Annotated in this window: 16 protein-coding genes; 9 read left to right on the top strand and 7 right to left on the bottom strand. The window is 44.6% G+C overall.

What is annotated here, in order from left to right; genetic code table 11:
- Positions 1–29 precede the first annotated feature (29 nt).
- From AC59IL_RS08635 to AC59IL_RS08625, 3 genes are all read right to left on the bottom strand, one after another.
- A complete protein-coding gene (locus tag AC59IL_RS08635; RefSeq protein ID WP_496551705.1) occupies positions 30–755 on the bottom strand; it encodes a TapB family protein in 726 nt (241 codons plus the stop codon).
- 253 nt (positions 756–1,008) lie between these two features.
- Positions 1,009–2,646: a chaperonin GroEL gene (groL, locus tag AC59IL_RS08630; RefSeq protein ID WP_496551704.1), complete on the bottom strand. Its 1,638-nt coding sequence runs from the start codon at positions 2,644–2,646 to the stop codon at positions 1,009–1,011.
- Positions 2,647–2,751: 105 nt separating this feature from the next.
- Positions 2,752–3,033, bottom strand: a complete 282-nt coding sequence (locus AC59IL_RS08625) for a co-chaperone GroES (protein ID WP_496551703.1) — start codon at positions 3,031–3,033, stop codon at positions 2,752–2,754.
- Positions 3,034–3,559: 526 nt separating this feature from the next.
- On the opposite strand from AC59IL_RS08625, the gene nusB reads away from it, so the two are divergent.
- From nusB to coaE, 4 genes are all read left to right on the top strand, one after another.
- Entirely contained in the window at positions 3,560–4,522 is a 963-nt protein-coding gene (gene nusB, locus AC59IL_RS08620; RefSeq protein ID WP_496551702.1) for a transcription antitermination factor NusB, read from the top strand.
- A gap of 41 nt (positions 4,523–4,563) precedes the next feature.
- Positions 4,564–4,995 carry a DUF1573 domain-containing protein gene (locus AC59IL_RS08615; RefSeq protein WP_496551701.1) on the top strand — a complete coding sequence of 144 codons (432 nt, stop codon included), beginning with the start codon at positions 4,564–4,566 and terminating at the stop codon, positions 4,993–4,995.
- 97 nt (positions 4,996–5,092) lie between these two features.
- The gene (gene yajC, locus AC59IL_RS08610; RefSeq protein ID WP_496551700.1) at positions 5,093–5,434 is read left to right on the top strand and encodes a preprotein translocase subunit YajC; all 342 of its coding nucleotides are present in this window, start codon (positions 5,093–5,095) and stop codon (positions 5,432–5,434) included.
- Between the two features lie 192 nt (positions 5,435–5,626).
- Entirely contained in the window at positions 5,627–6,208 is a 582-nt protein-coding gene (gene coaE / locus AC59IL_RS08605; protein WP_496551699.1) for a dephospho-CoA kinase, read from the top strand.
- Positions 6,209–6,338: 130 nt separating this feature from the next.
- Here coaE and AC59IL_RS08600 read toward each other — a convergent pair whose 3' ends face one another.
- From AC59IL_RS08600 to AC59IL_RS08590, 3 genes are all read right to left on the bottom strand, one after another.
- Complete coding sequence (locus AC59IL_RS08600; protein WP_496551698.1) at positions 6,339–7,361, bottom strand: MBL fold metallo-hydrolase; 1,023 nt, start codon at positions 7,359–7,361, stop codon at positions 6,339–6,341.
- Positions 7,362–7,534: 173 nt separating this feature from the next.
- Positions 7,535–9,559 carry a glycoside hydrolase family 127 protein gene (locus tag AC59IL_RS08595; RefSeq protein WP_496551697.1) on the bottom strand — a complete coding sequence of 675 codons (2,025 nt, stop codon included), beginning with the start codon at positions 9,557–9,559 and terminating at the stop codon, positions 7,535–7,537.
- Between the two features lie 337 nt (positions 9,560–9,896).
- Positions 9,897–11,087, bottom strand: a complete 1,191-nt coding sequence (locus AC59IL_RS08590) for a pyridoxal phosphate-dependent aminotransferase (protein WP_496551696.1) — start codon at positions 11,085–11,087, stop codon at positions 9,897–9,899.
- Between the two features lie 456 nt (positions 11,088–11,543).
- Here AC59IL_RS08590 and secDF point away from each other — a divergent pair, with 456 nt between their 5' ends.
- From secDF to AC59IL_RS08570, 4 genes are all read left to right on the top strand, one after another.
- Positions 11,544–14,603: a protein translocase subunit SecDF gene (secDF, locus tag AC59IL_RS08585; RefSeq protein WP_496551695.1), complete on the top strand. Its 3,060-nt coding sequence runs from the start codon at positions 11,544–11,546 to the stop codon at positions 14,601–14,603.
- 559 nt (positions 14,604–15,162) lie between these two features.
- Positions 15,163–18,615 carry a trifunctional glycoside hydrolase family 18/polysaccharide deacetylase/glycosyltransferase family 2 protein gene (locus tag AC59IL_RS08580; RefSeq protein ID WP_496551694.1) on the top strand — a complete coding sequence of 1,151 codons (3,453 nt, stop codon included), beginning with the start codon at positions 15,163–15,165 and terminating at the stop codon, positions 18,613–18,615.
- A gap of 87 nt (positions 18,616–18,702) precedes the next feature.
- The gene (locus tag AC59IL_RS08575) at positions 18,703–19,287 is read left to right on the top strand and encodes a DUF1003 domain-containing protein (RefSeq protein WP_496551693.1); all 585 of its coding nucleotides are present in this window, start codon (positions 18,703–18,705) and stop codon (positions 19,285–19,287) included.
- Positions 19,288–19,312: 25 nt separating this feature from the next.
- Positions 19,313–19,459 carry a hypothetical protein gene (locus AC59IL_RS08570; RefSeq protein ID WP_496551692.1) on the top strand — a complete coding sequence of 49 codons (147 nt, stop codon included), beginning with the start codon at positions 19,313–19,315 and terminating at the stop codon, positions 19,457–19,459.
- 15 nt (positions 19,460–19,474) lie between these two features.
- Here AC59IL_RS08570 and AC59IL_RS08565 read toward each other — a convergent pair whose 3' ends face one another.
- A complete protein-coding gene (locus tag AC59IL_RS08565; protein ID WP_496551691.1) occupies positions 19,475–19,639 on the bottom strand; it encodes a hypothetical protein in 165 nt (54 codons plus the stop codon).
- A 228-nt stretch (positions 19,640–19,867) separates the two neighbouring features.
- Here AC59IL_RS08565 and AC59IL_RS08560 point away from each other — a divergent pair, with 228 nt between their 5' ends.
- Positions 19,868–21,142: a sensor histidine kinase gene (locus tag AC59IL_RS08560; protein WP_496551690.1), complete on the top strand. Its 1,275-nt coding sequence runs from the start codon at positions 19,868–19,870 to the stop codon at positions 21,140–21,142.
- The last annotated feature ends 2 nt before the right edge of the window (positions 21,143–21,144 follow it).

The following is a 21,144-nucleotide window of genomic DNA, read 5'->3' as shown; positions in this document are numbered from 1 at the left end:
GAATTATAAGTTACGAACTTTTTTTCTGACTACCTTACATCTGTCAGCTCGGTATAGCCTCCTTCATATTCAGCTTTAATAAGGCCGGTTTGCTCATTATAATAAAATACCGTTCTTACTATTGTATGTTTTCCGGAAAGTATGCACTCCCCTTCCCAGGTTATTTTATAACAGTCAAACTCACCCGCTTTGGTTGTGATCTTCTCCTGCCCTTCTACATACATCTTCCTTATTGTAAATTCCATATCACCCGATACGCGCATCATATTTCCTTTCGCTTTGGTTACTCTTTTATCAAATTCAATGTCATGCACGCCATTGAACGAAGGTGGTACCAGAAAGGCCAGGCCATTCTGCGGATAATCAATTGCCGAAAATAACCCGCCCCGCTGCCGATCTATATCACAGGAATAAATGGTATCGGGCATGTAAAGAACGAATGGCAGAATGATTCTTTTGCCATCGGATTTTATAATAAATTTTTTTGCGTATTTATAATTCGGGTTGTTGGATGCAATACCTTTTTTGGTAATATAACCTGAAATAACACCGTCATTCTCTTTAACGCTGTCGACAGTAAGTATTAAGCGGGTTGTTTCAAGCTTTTGGGTGGTTCTTACAGGCATTCCGGATACAACAATATATGTTTTATATTCAAGCCGGGTGCCTTCTTTAAAAAGGGCCCAATTGCGCGTATCCTGAGCTGTTGCACATACAACCAAAAAAAGAAAGAACAGGGTTACAGGTGTTTTCATTTAGCCGGGGTTTCTTTTAAAGATTGGTACAATATAAAATAAAAAAACCGCTTAGTTAAGCGGACTTATAAAATAATATAGGTATGATCGGGTTTGCCTACTGCCCATTGCCTACTGCCTTAACAAAAAAACCCCGCCGCGGCAGGTACCGGACGGGGTCTTTTTATTTAATAAGAACAGGAGGCACACCTCTACCTCCTGTTTCTTATTTTGTATTTTTTCTGACGTCAGATTGCTGACTTCAGACTTCATCTTAGTAGTCCATGCCACCCATACCAGGAGCACCACCACCATGTACATGTGGTTCTTCTTTCTTCGGTTTGTCGGCAATTACACACTCAGTGGTGAGCAACATACCGGCAATTGAAGCGGCATTTTCCAATGCGATGCGGGTAACTTTTGTAGGATCAATTACACCTGCGCGTAACAGATTCTCGTATTTTTCAGTGCGGGCATTGAAACCATAATCATTCTCGCCTTCTTTTACTTTTTGAACAACGATGCTGCCTTCGATACCACAGTTAGCAACGATCTGACGGATCGGCTCTTCCAGGGCTCTTTTTACAATAACAATACCGGTGTTCTCATCTTCGTTCAAACCTTTCAGTTTATTCAGGTCTTTGATGGCACGGATATAAGCTACGCCACCACCAGGTACAATACCTTCTTCAACAGCAGCGCGGGTTGCATGCAGTGCATCGTCTACACGGTCTTTCTTCTCTTTCATTTCAACTTCGGTAGCAGCACCAACATACAATACAGCTACACCACCGCTTAATTTAGCCAGGCGTTCCTGTAATTTTTCTTTATCGTAGTCAGAAGTTGTTACTTCGATTTGCGCTTTGATCTGGTTGATGCGGGCATTGATCTCATCTTTTTTACCCTTACCGCCAACAACAGTAGTGTTGTCTTTATCGATGGTGATCGAAGCAGCCTGTCCCAGATAGCTCAGGTCGGCGCCTTCGAGTTTGTAACCTTGTTCTTCGCTGATAACGATACCTTTTGTAAGGATAGCGATATCCTGCAGCATTTCTTTACGACGGTCGCCAAAGCCGGGAGCTTTAACGGCAGCAACTTTCAGGGTACCACGCAGTTTGTTAACTACGAGGGTAGCCAGTGCTTCACCTTCCAGTTCTTCTGCAATGATCAGTAAAGGACGGCCGCTTTGAGCTACCTTTTCGAGAATATGCAGAATATCTTTCATGGCGCTGATCTTTTTGTCGTAGATCAGGATATACGGGTTTTCGAGTTCAGCCTGCATTTTTTCGCTGTTGGTAACGAAATAAGCTGAAGTATAACCACGATCGAACTGCATACCTTCTACCACTTCTACAGTAGTATCGGTTCCTTTAGCTTCTTCTACAGTGATAACACCTTCTTTACCTACTTTTGAAAAAGCTTCGGCAATCAGTTTACCAATGTTTTCGTCGTTGTTGGCCGAAATAGAGGCAACCTGTTGAATTTTTTTGCTATCGATACCTACAGTCTGAGACTGGCTTTTCAGGTTTTCAATCACCGCTTCAACAGCCTTTTCGATACCGCGTTTCAGGTCCATGGGATTGGCGCCTGCAGCTACGTTTTTCAAACCTTCGCTAACGATGATCTGGGCCAATACAGTAGCAGTGGTAGTACCATCACCGGCAATATCTGCGGTTTTGGAAGCTACTTCTTTTACCATTTGAGCACCCATGTTCTCGATGGGATCTTCAAGTTCAATTTCTTTAGCTACGGTAACGCCATCTTTTGTTACTGAAGGAGCACCGAATTTTTTCTCCAGCACTACGTTACGGCCTTTGGGACCTAAAGTCACTTTAACGGCATTGGCCAGTACATCAACGCCCTTTTTCATTCTGTTGCGGGCTTCGATATCGAAGAAAAGTTGTTTTGCCATATTTGATTAATTTGAAAATTTACCGATTTGAAAATTTGAAAATTGAAACCTGAAAATCTGAAGCTGCTAATCATTTTCAAATTAGCACATCTTCAAATTTTCAAATTAAACGATTGCGAGGATGTCGCTTTCACGCATGATCAGCAGATCATCGCCTTCGATCTGGATCTCAGTACCTGCATATTTACCATATAAAACCGTATCGCCTACTTTTACTGTTACAGGCTCATCTTTTTTACCAGGGCCGGCAGCTACTACCGTACCACGTTGAGGCTTTTCTTTAGCAGTATCGGGGATAATGATACCGCCGGCGGTTTTTTCTTCCGCTTTAGCTGGTTTAACAATTACCCTGTCGTGCAGCGGGGTAACATTTAACTTCTTGGCCATAGTGTATTAATTTTTGATTTTAGATGATATAATGTAGGATTTGAATCTCCCCGAAAAAAGAAGCGTCGGGAATTCCCTGCCAAATCGTATTTAGCCGGGCGGCAAAAGTAAACGAATTTTGTACCAATCCGGTCTCAAAGGTCATTTTTTCAGCGTTTTGTACCTACTCTGACAGAAAGCCGAAACAATCGGGGTGGTATAAGGTTGAGCTATGTGCCAAATTTACAGCATTCGGAAGCAGAGGCCGGAAGTCCAGGGCCCAGGGTAAGAAGCGGGGAACAGGAAGCAGGAAGAACCCGTAATTCTTTGCCTGTAGACTATTGAATAATATTTATTCATTTATTACTTACTACATACCACTTGCCTATTGCCCATTGCCTACTGCCTATTGCCTGCTGCCTAATCAGCTATTTGCCAGCCAAATAACTGCCCATTAACAACATTATTAAAAAGATAATGACCGCGATTTTGGGTGTAACCCATGAAATCTGTTAGCTTTGTGCCCTCAAAAACAAGTTCTTGCAAGATGATCAGCAGAAGAAATATTCGTGTGAAGGTAATGCAAACCCTTTATGCTGTGGAAAGCCAGTTTGCAGAGTCAGGCGGAGAAGCCGTTGGGAAACCTGCCGATAGCGTAAAAGTTTTACAAAAGCATTTTGATCAAACCCGTCAGCTTTTTGTATACATGATCTGGTTCCTTACCGAAGTAGCCCGTTATGCAGAGACCGACGCCCGCAACCGCGCCTCGAAACATTTGCCCACCAAAGAAGATCTGAACGTTAATATTAAGTTAGCCGGCAATGAATTGTTATGGAAGATACTGGAACATCCTTCATGGAAACAGGCTGTGAAAGACGATAAGCCCGAACTGCAGGATAATGCGGAATTGTTACGCAAATTATACCTCGAGCTGGTTGAATCTGATAAATACAAACAATACATAGCCGTAGAAGGCAGGGATAAAAAAGACGAAAAAGATATGCTGGAGTATATCTTTAATACCCTGTTACTGCCAAACGAAGACTTTACCAGCCACATCGAAGAGCTTTTTACCAACTGGGACGATGATGCCGATATGCTGGTAGTGCTGATGCAGAACTTCTTTAACAAACCCGGCGCCTATAATTTTCAGGAATTAATAAGTAAGGAAAAATGGCAATTTGCCAAAAACCTGCTGCAAACCACTATTGAAAAGAAAGAGCTGGCAATGGAATACATTAAACCCAAACTCAAAAACTGGGACCCCGAACGCATTGCCTCGCTTGATATGATACTGATGCGCATGGGTGTTTGCGAGTTTTTATTTTTCGAAACCATTCCGCCCAAGGTTACCATCAACGAATACATCGACCTGGCCAAGGAATACAGCACCCAGCAAAGCGGCCAGTTTGTAAACGGCATACTGGATAATATTCATAAAGATCTTATCCGGGAAAATAAAATGCATAAGGTGTCTTTTTCGCCAAATGCGGCGCATAAACCTTCCTGATTACCTGGCATTAAGTAGATTTGCAAAAAATTAATTCCTTGATGAAATACTTTTTGGCCTTAATAACAGCAGTCTGTTTTATTGCCTGCGATTATGGCGATAAGCCTGCCAATGGCGCTGCCACGGCACCTGAGCCTTTCGACAGCACCAAATTCACTACCATTCAGTGGATCGACTCAGTTAAAGATTATGGCAAGATCAATGAAGGGCAAAAACTGGATGTATCGTTCCGTTTTAAGAACACCGGCGATAAGCCATTGATCATCCGCAGCGTTCGCCCCAGTTGCGGCTGTACGGCGGCTGAACCTCCCAAGGAACCGATTGCACCTGGCGCCATAGGAACCATTCAGGCTTCCTTTAACAGCCAGGGCCGCGAAGGCATCAACCGGAAAGACATTTATGTTGAAGCCAATACCAAAGGCACACAGAACCATACCATACATTTTGATGTTGAAGTAGTGAAAAGCAAGTAACAAATCAGCCAATTAGCAAATATGCAAATGACGGCTATTGAATTTTGAGATTGCTTTACATTTGCAAATTTTCACATTTTCAAATTTTCTAATTAATATGACAGCTTTAGTTATTTTTTTACAGGCACCTGGCGGCGGCGGCGCAGGTTTCATGCAACTGGCACTTTTGGTAGGTATGATCCTCGTTTTCTGGTTATTTATGATTCGTCCGCAGGCCAAAAAAGCCAAAATGGCCAAAAAGTTTCAGGAAGATTTACAGAAAGGCGACAAAATTGTTACAATTGCCGGTATTCACGGCAGGGTTAACAAAATGAATGACGATGGCACCATTGAAATGGAAACAAGCCCCGGTAGTTATATGAAAGTTGAAAAAAGCGCCATCTCTATGGAGATGACTGCTAACGTAAACAAACCAGCAGCTACTACACCTGCCAAATAATTCCCCCAAAAAGGGACGAAGAAAGATAATTCTACTGGCGAGTCTAACGGCTCGCCTTTTTTATGCCCCTGCTCTACCTGCAACCTGTAACATGTAACCGATATCCGGTAACTGGTAACTGGTCACCGGTAACTGGTCACCGGTCAACTTGTTAACCTGTTAACTTACCAACTTTCCCTAACTTGCTCCCCTATGTGTTTACGTATCGGCTTAACCGGCGGCATTGGCAGTGGTAAAAGCACTGTAGCCAAAGTATTCGAAGTACTGGGCATACCCGTTTATTATGCCGATGAAGCGGCCAAACGCATTATGAACGAAGATCCCTTGTTACAACAACAGATCATTGAGCATTTTGGCGCTGCTGCGTATAAGAACAACCTGCTCGACCGCCAATACCTGGCCAGCATGGTTTTCAACAGTAAGGAAAAGCTTGAACTGTTAAATTCACTGGTACACCCTGCCACCCTGCGCGATGCAGAACGCTGGATGCACCAGCAAACAGCGCCATATGCCATTAAAGAAGCTGCGCTGATATTCGAAAGCGGCAGCCAGGACCAGCTGGATTACGTAATTGGCGTATCGGCCCCTGCCCCATTGCGCATTTTGCGTGCCATGAAACGCGATGGCTCAACACGCGAACAGGTGCTGGCACGCATGGGCAAACAAATACAGGAAGTAATTAAAATGCGTTTGTGCGATTTTATCATTTATAACGATGAACAGAAAGCGGTGATACCGCAGGTGCTGGCGTTACACGAAAAGTTAATTAGCTAATTTGCCAATTTGCTAATATGCTAATGAAAAATACAATGTATTCCATTAGCAAATTATCACATTAGCAAATTATCACATTAGCAAATTATCACATTAGCATATTATCACATTAGCATATTGGCACATTCCTTCACACTAATACTGCTTTTTCAACCTGCTTCTCCACTTCTCTTCCCAACTGCATCCAAAATGTTTCATGACGTTTTTTGTTTTTGCGGTACACCATCCAGGCAACGGTGGCAATTATTGCAACACCGGCGATAATACCTGCTACCGGAGCCGTTTTGTTTTGCGGGTTTGGAATATAAGTTACCCCGCTTTCATCGGCCACAGCTGGCTCTTTTGAATACCTGCCATGATGCGGTACAGCCTGTTCTTCGAAATTATCGGCCAGTTTGTGGAGCATTTTCCGCATTTGTTCACCTTTCATGGGCTGTCCGTGCCCTGTAGCCACTGTTTCCGGCTCCAGGTTAGCAAGCGCCCTTACCGATTTGGCGGCTGCGCCCCAATCGGGCGTAAGAAAACGCGGCGGACCAGTTAGTTTGCGAACCTGCAACATCACCGATACTGCCGATTCCATGCGGGTGGTAACAAAGGCATCGCCTGCCAGTAACACCCTGTCTCTTTTTCTGAATAAACTAATATGACCGGGCGAATGACCGGGTGTATGTATGTATCGCCATTCAGGTAAATCGGGAATGCTGCCATCTTCGGGCAACAATTTTATGTGGTCAGCTATGTTGATAGGCCCGGCCGGAAAAACAGGCGAAAAGAACGATATCAAACCACCGCCGGCCCAGGGATCGGCAGGCGGATAGGGCGATAGTCCGGTTAAATAGGGTAACTCCATTAAATGAGCATACACCGGCACGTCCCATTCACGCGCCAGTTGAGCAACCGAACCTATGTGGTCAAAATGTCCGTGGGTTAAAATAATAGCTGCAGGCTTTGAATCGGGCCAGAAAAAGTTATCGGCCAGTTCTACAATTTTGGAAGCACTGCGTTTTAAGCCCGTATCAACAAGCACCCATTTTTTATCAACGGCATTATGAATTAAATATACGTTTACAAAAATGTCTCTCAGGCCCCATACCCCGGGAGCCACAGCAAACCAATTTAAATTGATCACTGATTTCATTGAACCGTTTTTCATGTAAGTAGTTTTATGATTGAGTGGGGATAGTTGGTTATATATGTATAAACAAAATCATGCCAGTGCTTCAACGGGCAATTGGCAATTGGCAATAAGCAATTGGCAATGCACCAAATCAAAATGCCACACGTTGAAGGTGTGGCACTGTTTTACCGGCTATTATTGTCAATTGTCTATTGCTTATTGTCTATTGGTATTATTTCAACATCCTTTATCTGTGCGGGAAACCAAACCATCATTTCGCCTTTGCCCCGGTTGGCCCATGCATAATACGGAATGGCTGTAAATGTTTTGCGGCTGGTTGATACCGTTTGAGTTTGTTCTTCGATATTTATTACCGGAACCTCACTTGTTAAAACCTCTACCCCGTTTAGCAAATCGGGTTTGAATTGCGCCTGAAATGTAGCATTGGCCGGAATAATAATATTCGAAGCTTTGCCATTATTATCAACCCATTCGGCACAATAAATAACCGGCCCACGCTGTAAAGCCACTTTTCCCTGATCGTCTTTTACTTTTTCATTGGCTGTAACCCTACGCACCTCCATAGGCAAGTCTACTTTCAGCACATCATTCTTTTTCCATGTTCTTTTGATTACCGCATATCCGTTTTCAATGGTGTAATCAACAGGCTGATTGTTTATGGCAATGGTTACTTTTTTATCGGTGTTACCGGCAAAGGCATACAGGTCAGATGGTATAGCTTCGTTACGAGCCCAGCCCGGTATGCGCACCAGCATCGTGAATGCATCGGTTTTTTGGGGCGATATGGTAAAGGTTAATGCGCCATCCCAGGGATAGTTATTTTGCTGTACAATGCTTACCGGTTTGCCATGTACCTGCAGGGTGGCATTACCCGATACGAACAAATTTACATATACCGCATCTGCCTTTTGTGCATACACATAACCCGGAATGGAAGGGATGAGCCTTGTTAAATTGGTGGGGCAGCAGGAACAATCGAACCAGCCCGAGCGAACAGGTTCCATGCTTTGGTGCGAAAAACTGTTTTTGATTTGCATGGCATTGGTATAGAAAAATGATTTTCCATCGAGACCAACACCTGATATCAATCCATTGTATAATGATTTTTCGAGAATATCCATGTATTTCGAATCGCCATGCAGCAAAAACATGCGGTAGTTCCAGTACACATTGGCAATAGCGGCGCAGGTTTCGTTGTAGGCAGTAGCGTTGGGTAATTCATAATTATCGCCAAAGCGTTCTCCGGCGGGTATCGCGCCTATACCGCCCTGTACATATATTTTTTTGCTGACCACATTTTGCCAGATGGAATCTATAGCCTGCAACAGTTTTTCATCGCCGGTTAATGCGGCTACATCTGCCACCCCCGAATACAGGTATGCCGCGCGAACGGCATGTCCCAGGGCTTCTTTCTGGTCAACCACCGGTATATGATCCTGCCAATACGAACCGTTTTTCCAGGGGTCTTTGTTTTTGGCATCGTATCCTTTAAACCGGCCGCGTTCTTCAATAAAGAATTTAGCGGTTTGCAGGTATTGCGGTTTGCCGGTGATGCGGTACAGTTTTACCAGGCCCATTTCAACAATTTCATGTCCGGGCGCCACCTGCATTTTACCGGGACCAAAAACCGAGCAAATCAGATCGGCATTTTTAAGAGCGATGTTCAGCAGATTTCGTTTACCGGTAGCATAAAAATGCGCATAAGCGGCTTCGTATAAATGGCCTGAGTTGTATAATTCATGGCTCAACTCGCGTTCTTTCACCCACCGTTCGGCGCCGGACCAGGCATGCGGTTCTTTTGGGTTGATGGTACGGGCGGTGTACAGGTAGCCATCGGGTTCCTGCGCTTTGCCTACTTTATATATGAGTGAATCGATATACGCTTCGAGCTTTTTATCGGGGAAAAGGCTCAGTGAAAAGGAAGCGCCTTCAATGGTTTTATAAATATCTGTATCGTCGAACGGAAAGGTAGTGCAGAATTTACCCGAATGGGCAGCGGCCATTTCGAAATTCCTTACCCGGCCGGTGCTTTCGCAGCGGGCAAAAGAAGCGGGAATGGTAACCGTATGATTAATTTTCATGCGGGGCAGCCAGAAGTTATCGGTAAACTTAACAGCGGTAAAATTAACTGCCTGAATGGGATAATCTTTCTGCTGGGCCGATAAAGTAGTGACAGAAGCAACAGCTGCTGCTAAAAGAATTTTTTTCATCATGGAAGCATAATTGTGAGGGATAAATTTAGGATAAAAATCAATAGGAAAGCCTGAATTGTCTGATTGACATTAAATATTAACATGAAAAAAATTACTTATTACATACGCGGATAGTTCCATAGAATTACCGAACGATGAACGTATTGCGACGCAACGGAAGGTCCATAGCGGTACCGGCGGTGGGCTCCTTCAAACAAAAAACCCCACCAGCGGCACAAACCACTGTTGGGGTATATCGTATATCATTTTTACCCGATTTTCAGACCGGGGCTATAATTAGAGCGCTTCAGACATCCGACTTCAGACTTCGGACATCCGACTTCAGACATCCGACTTCCTACTTCAGCTTCGCCAGCGCTGTTGAAATACGCTTCCAGGCTTCTTCAATTTTTTCCATGCTGTTGGCAAAGGAAATACGAATGGCATCGGGCGTACCAAATGCACGGCCTGTAACGGTACTTACATGTGCTTTGTTCAGCAGGTACATACACAGATCGTCGGCATCCTTGATAATGTCTTCGCCATCGCTTTTACCAAAATATGCAGTGATGGTGGGGAATACATAAAAAGCACCATCGGGCTCGGCGAATGTTAACCCTGGAATGGCTTTCATCAGTTCAATCACCCGTTTTTTGCGGCGTTCGAACTCTTTGGTCATTTCGAAACTGGGTTTCAGATCGGTTGTTAAAGCAGTTATAGCTGCCCGTTGGGTAATACTGTTGGTACCGCTGGTAAACTGACCCTGTAATTTTTCACAGCCTTTTACCACATCGGGATGAGCAGCAATATAACCTAAGCGATAACCGGTCATGGCAAAACCTTTACTTAAACCGTTCAGTACAATCACGCGGTCTTTCAGGTCTTCAAACTGCGCAATGCTTTCGTGCTTGCCAACAAAGTTGATGTACTCGTAAATTTCATCCGACAAAATGTAAATGTTCGGATACTTACGGAATACATTCGCCAATCCTTCGAGCTCGGTTTTGGTATATACGCTACCGCTGGGGTTGCAGGGAGATGAGAAAATAAACAACCTCGATTTTTCGGTAATGGCAGCTTCAAGCTGTTGGGGAGTGATCTTGTATTTGTTTTCGATCGAAGTGGGAACCAGCTTTACAACGCCTTCGCCCAGCTTAACGATTTCAGAATAAGTTACCCAGTATGGAGTGGGAATAATTACTTCATCGCCTTTGCTTACAGTGGCAAATACCACATTGGCCAAACTGTGCTTGGCGCCGGTTGATGCAATAATATTCTCAGGTTTATACGACAGATTGTTATCACGCTTCAGCTTGGTACAAACTGCTTCGCGCAGTTCGGGATAACCGGCTACCGGAGTGTAATGGCTCCAGTTATCATCAATTGCCTTCTTGGCGGCTTCTTTAATGTGCTCAGGCGTATCAAAATCAGGTTCGCCCAGGCTCAGGTCAATCACGTCAATTCCTTTGGCGCGCAATTCACGGCCCAACTTAGCCATCTTCAGTGTTTCAGGCTCGTTGAATAACTGTAAACGGGATGATAGTTGCATGATATTTATGGTTGAAAATTTTTTCGTGCCGCAAAAGTACGGCAAAAGCGATTAAGAGGTTATTTGAAAATGCTCCTTATCCGAAAATTTGAAAATTGAAAAACAGGGGGCTTGTTACAGGTTTCATGTTGCAGGTTACAAGGCTTCTGAGGGGTAAAACTTTTATAAATTGCAAAAAATGACCATTCGGGCATAAAATCAGCCATTCACCCAACGTATTTTTCGAATTTAACCATTAAAATGTAAAGCAAACTAAGCCACCGGAAAACCTGTAACCTGTAACTTGTAACCTGAAACCTGCACCTGGTACCCTGATTTTTCCTCCAATTTGGAAATATCCTGCCCAAAACCCTGTATTTCCTGACCTGTAACCTGAAACCAGTACCCCGAAAACCTTCCTATTCTGGCCGAAAACACTATCTTTGCCAACTCTTAAAAAATAAACGAAACATTCAAATGAGAGCACTGGTTAGCATTTTTGCAGGTCTGTTGATACTGATCTCTTTATACCAGCTTTCCTTTACCTGGTTTGTAAACCAGCATGAAGATGAAATGGCTAAAAAAGCAGATGCCTGGATTAAACGGACCTACCTATCCCCTTCCCAAAAGTACCCCTCTAACACAGAAACGCGGGCCTTTTACAAGGATACCGTAGACAACGCCCGCAAAGCTTATCTCGATAGCTTGCTGACTGCCTCCAGAGATAAAAAAATTACCTGGTGGGGACAAACCTACCAGAAAGCCAAAGAAAGCGAACTGTTGTTAGGTCTTGATTTGCAAGGTGGTATAAACGTAACGATGGACGTTGCCCTGGATGGCCTCATCAAAGGGCTGGCCAACAATTCCAAAGATCCGCAGTTACAAAGAGCGATTGCTGAAGCACAAAAAAGAAAACTTTCCAGTGATCAGAACTTTATCGATCTGTTTGCCGCTGCCTACAAGGATGTAAATCCGGGTGTAAAACTGGCCCCCCAGTTTGCCAATGCCAATAACAAACTGAACGTAAACGCAAGCGACGGCGCTGTGGTTGACTACATCCGCAGCCAGGCCAATGCCGCCATGAAACAAACCTTTCAGGTACTTCGTAACCGTATCGATCAGTTTGGTGTGGCACAGCCTAACATCAGCCTTGACGAAACCAAAGGCATCATTACGGTAGAACTGGCAGGCGCCAAAGATCCTGAAAGGGTGCGCAAATACCTGCAGTCTACGGCCCACCTGCAGTTCTGGGAAGTATATACGCTCGAAGAACTCAGCAACAGCGTAATGAATGCATCGAAATCGCTCGACAGCTATTTAGCCGTTGCAAAGACCGATTCAACCGGTGCTGTTGATTCTACCAAAAAAGATACGTCTGCTGCTAACCGTAACTTCCTCGCAAGCAAAATAAAATTCATTCCCCCTCAGCAGGACCAGCAAACCCAAAAGGTTAGCTACTCCAGTGCTTTGGGTGTTGTACTGATCAACGATACCGCCACGGTTAATAAATGGCTGAACATTCCTATTGTACGCAATGGCTTTCCGGCTAATATCAAATTCCTGTACGGCAAACAGGATCGCGACGATGATGGCAAGCTGAGCAACTTCCTCAGGTTGTATGCTATCAAAACCCTTCCCGGTAAAGAAAAAGCCACACTCGAAGGCGATGCTATTGAAGATGCCCAGCAAACTTTCGATCAAATCACCAATGAGGTGGCTGTAAGTATGGATATGAATGCCGGCGGGGCCAGAACCTGGGCAAACCTCACCGAAAAGAATGTTGGCAAACCCATTGCCATTGTTCTCGACGATATCGTTTACAGCGCTCCTAACGTAATTCAGAAAATTGAAGGTGGTCACAGCCGCATTACTATGGGAAGCGGAAGCGCTAAAAACCGCAACCTGGTTATTGAAGAAGCCAATGACCTTGCCAACATATTAAAAGCCGGTAAACTCGAAGCGCCTGCCATTATCGTACATGAACAACAGGTAGGTGCTACCCTCGGCGCCGAAGCTGTAAATGGCGGTATGCTGGCCTTTGGTATTGCGTTCCTCGTAATCTTCTCATTAATGATGGTTTACTACAATACCGCCGGTATTGTTGCCAACATTGCCCTTATATTGAACCTGCTGTTTACCATTGGTGTGTTAAGCGCGCTGAACGCTACCTTAACCGCTCCCGGTATTGCCGGTCTGGTACTAACCATTGGTATGGCAGTAGATACCAACGTAATTATATTTGAACGTATCAAGGAAGAATTGTCGAAAGGCAGCACTTACCAACAGGCTGTTAAAGCCGGTTACCTGAGGTCGTTGCCTCCGGTGCTCGATGCGCACATTACTACGTTGTTAACCGCAATCATCCTGTTCATATATGGTTTAGGACCTGTTTTAGGTTTTGCCACTACGCAAATTCTCGGTATTCTGTTATCGCTGTTCTGCGGTATCCTGGTATCGCGCCTGATTACCGACTTCTATACCAGCAAAAACAGGCACTTCACTTATTTCACGGCATTATCAAAACGCATCTTTAAGCATGCTGCCTTTAAATTCATCCAATACCGCAAAGTGGCTTATGGCATATCTGCAGTGGTATTATTGCTGGGTGTAAGCTCATTCTTCCATGGATTCAGATATGGTGTTGAATTCAGCGGCGGCCGCAGCTATGTTGTGAATTTTGGTAAACCAGTGAATGACCAGCAGGTACGTAGCGCCCTCGAAAAAACCTTTGGCCATATGCCAACGATTAAAACGTATGGCGGCCCCGATAAACTGAATATCACTACCGACTACCGCGTTAATGAAGTTGGCTTAAGTGTTGATTCAGCCGTACAAAGCACATTGTACACCGGTCTGCAGCCATTTTTGCCTGCCGGTACTACACATGAAGATTTCGATAAACGTTTTATAGAAGGATCAAATAAGGTTAGTCCTACCATTTCCGACGACTTAAAGAAAGGTGCACAATGGGCTACTTTCTGGTCGATGCTGATCATTGCCATTTATATCTTTATCCGTTTCCGCGACTGGAGATATTCATTAGGTACCATTGTATCATTGCTGCACGACGTATTGGTAACGATGGCGGTGTTCTCGTACCTGAAAGATGTGGTACCCTTCCCGCTCGAAATTGACCAGCACTTCATTGCGGCGTTATTGACCGTAATTGGTTTCTCGATGAACGATACCGTGATCGTGTACGACCGTATTCGCGAATACAGTCATACCATGCACGGCTCCGATAAAACCGCCATCATCAACAAGGCCATTAACGATACGCTGAGCCGTACCGTTATGACGTCGCTCACAGTGTTCCTCACCATCCTGATCCTGTTCCTGGTAGGCGGCGAGGTTACAAGAGGTTTTGCTTTTGCGATGCTGATCGGTGTATTTACCGGTACTTATTCTTCGATCTTTGTGGCTGCGCCGATCCTGATCGACTTTGCCAAAGACAAACCGCTGGGTGAACCCGCTCCTGCTCAAAAAGCCGGAACCACACCCGCCAAACCTTCGGCCCCCCTGGCCAAGAAAGCATAAGAAGTAAGAATTTACTATAAAATAAGGACCCTCTGCCTGAAAAGCAGAGGGTCTTTTGTTTGGGATCAGTTTGTTTGGGATGTCCTATATTCCGTACATATCCCGTACATATCTCGTATATAAGCCGTAGATATCCCGTTCCTATTAATGTACGGGATATCTATGGCACACCTATGTTATACAAACCAGTTAATCTGGGGAAAAACCTTACCTAAGTATTAACCATGGGTTAACCTAAACCACAAGAGCTTCCCGGGTGCTTCTCACTTTACTTAGGAAATCCGATATACAACTGTGATTTAAAAGTCATTACATAAACCTGAGAAAGATACCGTTTCACGGTAATAACACTGGTTAACAACCGCTTAACCGTTAACCGGCGGTTAAAGGGTGTTTTAACATTTACCATCTCATCAACTTTGTATTCATAAAGATGACCGAAAGTCAAAAACACCGATAGTCTGAAAGATACAGTCGACAAATGTGGCTTTCTTTCCGACCTACGGATCAGCCGGCAGGCTGGCAGGCTTTCCGGACTTCCTTAATAAAACCGACGATTATGCAAGTTTTCCAGACAACCTCATCAACCCGATGGAAACGTTTTAAATGGATATTATGCCTGGTTTTGCTGGCTGCCATTGTATCAATCACTGTACTGATAGTTGCCCTGCAGCAGGTATATACGCCTTCCCTGCCGCGTTTGAACAAACACCGCGAACAACTGGCTAAATGGCTACCCGATAGCAATGCCTCGTATCCCGGTAAAAAAATGGCTGCAGCCTGCAAGGGTTTTCAAAAATTTATAACGGCCCGGGAAAATCATACGGCAAACGCAACCTCATTAAATAAAAAAAATGCGCCTGTAACGGCAGCTTCGGTAGCACAAGGCTTCAACCGCTTTCCCTGCGGCATCAGGTCGGCATTTTATGTAGCCTGGGACCCGCAGTCGTTTTTTTCGTTGCAACGAAATATAAATAACCTGAACCTGGTGATACCCGAATGGATGTTCATCGATCCCAAAGCCGATACCGTATATACACAGGTAGATGACCGGGCGCTTGATATTATGAAAAAAAGTGGCGTACCCATTATGCCCATCCTGTCGAACAATTATCATTCACAATTCACGGGCGAAGCGGTGCACCGCATTTTAACCGACCCGCAGAAAAAAGAACGGCTGATCAACGACGTGATTAATATCCTTCAAAAGAACCACTTTATTGGTGTGAACGTTGATTTTGAAGAATTACAGGAAAAGACCGACGAACCCCTGATCGCTTTTCAAAAAGAGTTATATACCCGGTTGCACGAAAAAGACTTACTGGTTACCCAGGACGTTATTCCCTTTAACGAAGATTACAACTATGAACAGCTGGCCAAATACAACGATTATATTTTTTTAATGGCCTATGACCAGTTTTCTGAAAACACCGCCCCCGGCCCTATTGCACACCAGCAGTGGATTGAAGCGGCGGTTGACAAAGTAGCCCGTAAAATTCCATCGAACAAACTGATACTTTCACTGGCTGCTTACGGGTACGACTGGCCCAAAAATGAACCCGCCACCACCATCACGTACCAGCAGGCGTTAACAACCGCCCGCGAATCGGATGGAGTTATTGATTTTGATAACGACTCATACAATCTGCATTACAGCTATTACGACGATGACGACCATTTGCACAATGTGTATTTTATGGATGCAGCCACCACGTTTAACAGCCTGCGTTTTGCCTCCGAATACGGATTGGCCGGTACAGCGCTATGGCGCCTGGGCAGTGAAGACAGCCGCATTTGGAAATTCTATAACAACGATATGCAAAAGAAGGCCCTCCGGTCGTTCAATTTTAATGATTTTACCACTGTAAAGGCCAGCGACGATGTGGATTATATTGGTGAAGGCGAAGTGCTCGATATTTTGTCGACCCCTGTCGATGGCCGCATACGGCCCGAAATAGACAGCACCGACATGCTGATCAGCGAGGAGCATTACGATAGTCTGCCGTCGATGTTCGTTGTAAAAAAATACGGACAGGCCGATCCCAAAAAACTGGTATTGACCTTCGACGATGGCCCCGACCCTACCTGGACACCCAAAGTGCTTGACATATTGCAGAAAGAGCATGTTCCTGCCGCATTTTTTCTGGTAGGTATGAATGCCGAAAACAATATTCCGATCGTAAAACGCATGTATCGCGAAGGGTTCGAACTGGGCAACCACTCGTTCACGCATCCAAATATTGCCGAAATATCGCCCCGGCGCGCAGTACTCGAAATAGAAAGTACCCGCCTGCTGCTTGAATGTATTACCGGCCACTCGACCATTTTATTCAGAGCCCCCTATAATGCCGATTTTGAACCCGAGAAAATGGAAGAGCTGTTACCGGTAGCCATTGCCCGTAAAAAGAATTACCTCGATGTGGGTGAATCGATCGATCCGCTCGACTGGGAGCCCGGCGTTACGGCCGACTCTATTGTGGTAAGAACCATCCGCCGCAAACAGGAGTTAACCGCTGCCGGATTAAGCGGTAATGTTATTTTGCTGCACGATGCCGGCGGCGAAACCCGCAAAGCAACTATTGAAGCGCTGCCGCGCCTTATCAGGTATTTTAAACAACAGGGATACCAGTTCACCACGGTAGCCGATTTATTGGGTAAGCAAAAAAAAGAGCTCATGCCGGCCGTACCCAAAGGCAAGGGGTATTACCTGGTTCAGTTCAATTATATACTGGCCGAAGCCGGTTATTACGCAGGAAGACTATTGTTTTCATTGTTTGTTTTATTTATAGTGCTGTCGGTAGCACGGCTGGCCTTTATGGCCTGGCTGGCCATCAGGCAACGCCGCAAAGTAAAGAATACCCTATACGGGCCCATCACCAGTCATCCGCTGGTATCGATCATTGTACCTGCCTATAACGAAGAACTAAACGCCGTTCGGTCGGTAAACAATCTGTTAAAGACCACCTGGCCCAATACCGAAATCATTTTTGTTGATGATGGCAGTAAAGATGCCACCTATGAAAAAGTATTCAACGCATTTCATGACCATCCGCAGGTTAAGGTATTTACCAAACCAAATGGAGGTAAGGCTTCGGCCCTGAACTTTGGTATTAAAGAATCCAAAGCCGATTACGTGGTATGCATCGACGCCGATACCCATTTACAGCCCGATGCCATAAGCAAATTAATGCGACATTTTGAGGCCCCCTCCCCACGGAGAGAGGCCGGCCGGGCAGGTACAGTTGGCGCCGTTGCCGGCAATGTTAAGGTCGGCAATCGCAACAACCTGCTCACCCGCTGGCAGAGTATCGAATACATCACCAGCCAGAATTTCGATCGTGAAGCCTTTGCTTATCTCAATGGCATTACCGTGGTGCCCGGCGCCATAGGCGCTTTTCGCAAACAGGCCATTGAAGATGCCGGCGGTTTTACCACCGATACGCTGGCCGAAGACTGCGATCTTTCGGTGCGTATTTTACGAAGCGGGTATACCATTGCCAATGAACACGAAGCGCTGGCCTTTACCGAGGCGCCCGAATCGGTAAAAATGTTTATCAGGCAACGGTTTCGCTGGAGCTTTGGCGTAATGCAAACCTTCTGGAAGCATCGCGATGTGTTATTCAACAAAAAGTATAAAGCACTGGGTTGGGCTGCCTTCCCCAATATCCTGCTGTTTCAGTTTATTATTCCGGCCTTTGCGCCGGTGGCCGATTTCTTTATGCTCATTGGCATATTTACCGGCAATGCAGGCCATATACTGTTTTATTACGGAGTGTTCATGCTTACAGATGCAGCTGTTTCGGTAATGGCCTATCATTTTGAAAAAGAAAAGAAATCGCGGCTGCTTTGGTTATTGCCGCAACGACTTATTTACCGCTGGCTGATGCTGATTGTATTATTCAAAGCATTTCTGAAGGCAATAAAAGGCGAATTACAGGGCTGGGGCGTATTGAAACGAACAGGAACAAGCCAGTTACCGGTTACCGGTTTCCTGGTAACCAGTAACCGGTAACTGGTAACTGGTAACTGGTAACCGGTAACATATTAACTTGTCAACCTATTAACCTATTAACCTTTATCAACCAGTAAACTAATAACCATGCATTCATCAAAAGCACGCTATGTTCACGATCTGTTAAACACCGAAAACGACCACCTGAACAAACTAAACGAAATAGTTCTTAAGTCGATTGAAGAGGAAAAGCTGCTGTTGCAGAATATCAGCGTGCAACAGAAAGAAAAGCTCACATTCGGTCAGCGGCTGGCCGACCGGGTAGCTAAATTTGGCGGCAGCTGGAGATTCATCATCTCGTTTGCGGTGCTATTAATTATTTGGATAATAATTAATCTTATACTAACCGGCCGGCAACGCTTTGATCCCTACCCTTTTATACTGCTTAATCTGCTGTTATCGTGCCTGGCGGCCATCCAGGCGCCGGTAATTATGATGAGCCAGAACCGGCAGGAAGAAAAAGACCGGCAACGAAACGAGAACGATTATCAGATAAACCTGAAGGCAGAGATCGAGATCAGGACCCTGCACCAGAAAATGGACCTGCTGATACAGGAACAATTTAAACAGCTGATAGAAACACAGGCCGAACAAATAAAGCTGCTGCAGAATATCATCCGGGAAGAACGAAACGGAAAGCATAAGGAAGGGCCGAAGGGCACCGGACAGTAGAAAAACAACTGACTAAAATGCAAAGGTGAGCTCTCCTGGGGGAGGGCTCACCTTTGTTGTAGAAGGAACAGTTACCGGTTACGGGAGTTCCGGAACCTGGGATCCGGGGAACTGGTACCCGGTAACCGGTAACAAAAAACGCCGCTCACCCGGAGCGACGTTTAAACCCTAAAGAAACCGACCGTCTTTAATGTTTTTTATGATGTGTAGTATCAGTAGCTTTCTTAGGAGCCTTCATATGCATAGGCTTCGAAGTAGTATCTTTTTTGGTCTCTTTTTTGGGTTTTTCCTGAGCCATAGTGGCGATGCCTAATGTCATTACTAAACCGGCCAGCAATAAAACTTTTTTCATTTGTGGAACTTTAAATGGTTGTTTGGATATGTTTTGACGATGTGAAAATATTCAAATGCACACCTCCTGTAAAATTTTACGGCCTGCTTAACCGGTGATTAACAATACCTCCGGTGTTGCCGGTATGTAGCAGTTTCGTAACTTTCCCTTAACAAGTAGTTAACCAGAATAAAAAAATTTATAAGCATAATGGGTAGCAAATTTGCCAGTAGGAGTTTACACGGAGATATGCGTTCATCAACACTAAGATGGCTTGTTTTGCTGGCCAGCGTTTTAATAATGCTGATTATTGCCGTGCAGTTGTTCTGGCTCGATAAAGTGTATTCCTTTGAGCAAAAAACATTTAATACCAATGTGGTGAAAAGCATTCGTGGTTTATATGAGGATATTGATATTGCCGATACACACTACACGCATTTACAGGACCTGATCGAACACCCCAGCAATAATTATTTTTTATTCAGGATAGAAAACAACTTTCTCGAAGATTCAATAGCTTACTATCTGCAGCATGAGTTAAACGATTTTGATGTATTAACCGATGCCTACCTCGTATTTTACCGTGCCGGATATACGAACTATAAAAGAAGTATTTATATACCCGCCGCCGCATCGCGATATACCAGAGATGGCAACAACCTTACGGTATACAACCGTACCTTCAATTACGCTTTATTGTACTTTCCCCATCGCAATAAATACGTATTGGCCCAGATGAATTTTTGGTTTATCAGCAGTGCCGTTTTATTTGTAGTACTTATAGGGCTGGCAGTGATCCTGTTCTTTTTTTACCGCCAGAAATTTTTGGCAGAGGTGCAGAAAGATTTTGTAAATAACTTTACCCACGAGTTTAAAACACCCCTTGCGGTGATGAAAATTTCGGCTGAGGTGCTGATGCAGGATAAAATTCAAACGCAGCCCGACCGTTTACACAAATACGCAACGATCATTGAAAATCAAACCCGGCACCTGCAGGATCAGGTAGAACGCCTGTTACAAATTGCTGCCACTGACCACAAAAACCTGCCCATTCAAAAAAAGCCGGTACCCGTAAAAGAGATCATTGAACAGGCAGCCTCGAAACTGCAGCCGCTGATTGATGAAAAAAAGGCCGATGTTGAAATTCCGATTGATGATGATGAAAATGTAGAACTTTATGCCGATAAAGCACATCTTGAACTGGCCATTGTGAACCTGCTCGAAAATGCGCTCAAATTTTCGGTAAAACCGCATATTATTGTGAGCACCGGTAAAGAAGATGGAAACATTTATATTTCGGTTAAAGACAACGGTATCGGCATTGAAAAGAAATATCAGAAAAACCTGTTTAAAAAGTTTTACCGGGTACCAACGGGCGATGTGCATAATGTAAAAGGCTTCGGTCTGGGCCTTAATTTCGTAAAAAGGATCATCGATGCCCATCACGGTACCATTAAAATAAACAGCCTGCCGGGTATTGGTACCGAATTCAGGCTTATTCTTCCAGCAACAGTAAATTCCTGACC

It is taken from the genome of Niastella sp. sgz303648 (assembly GCF_059587045.1).
Note: the sequence above shows the minus strand (reverse complement) of the source record. Positions and strands in the feature narration are given on the sequence as shown.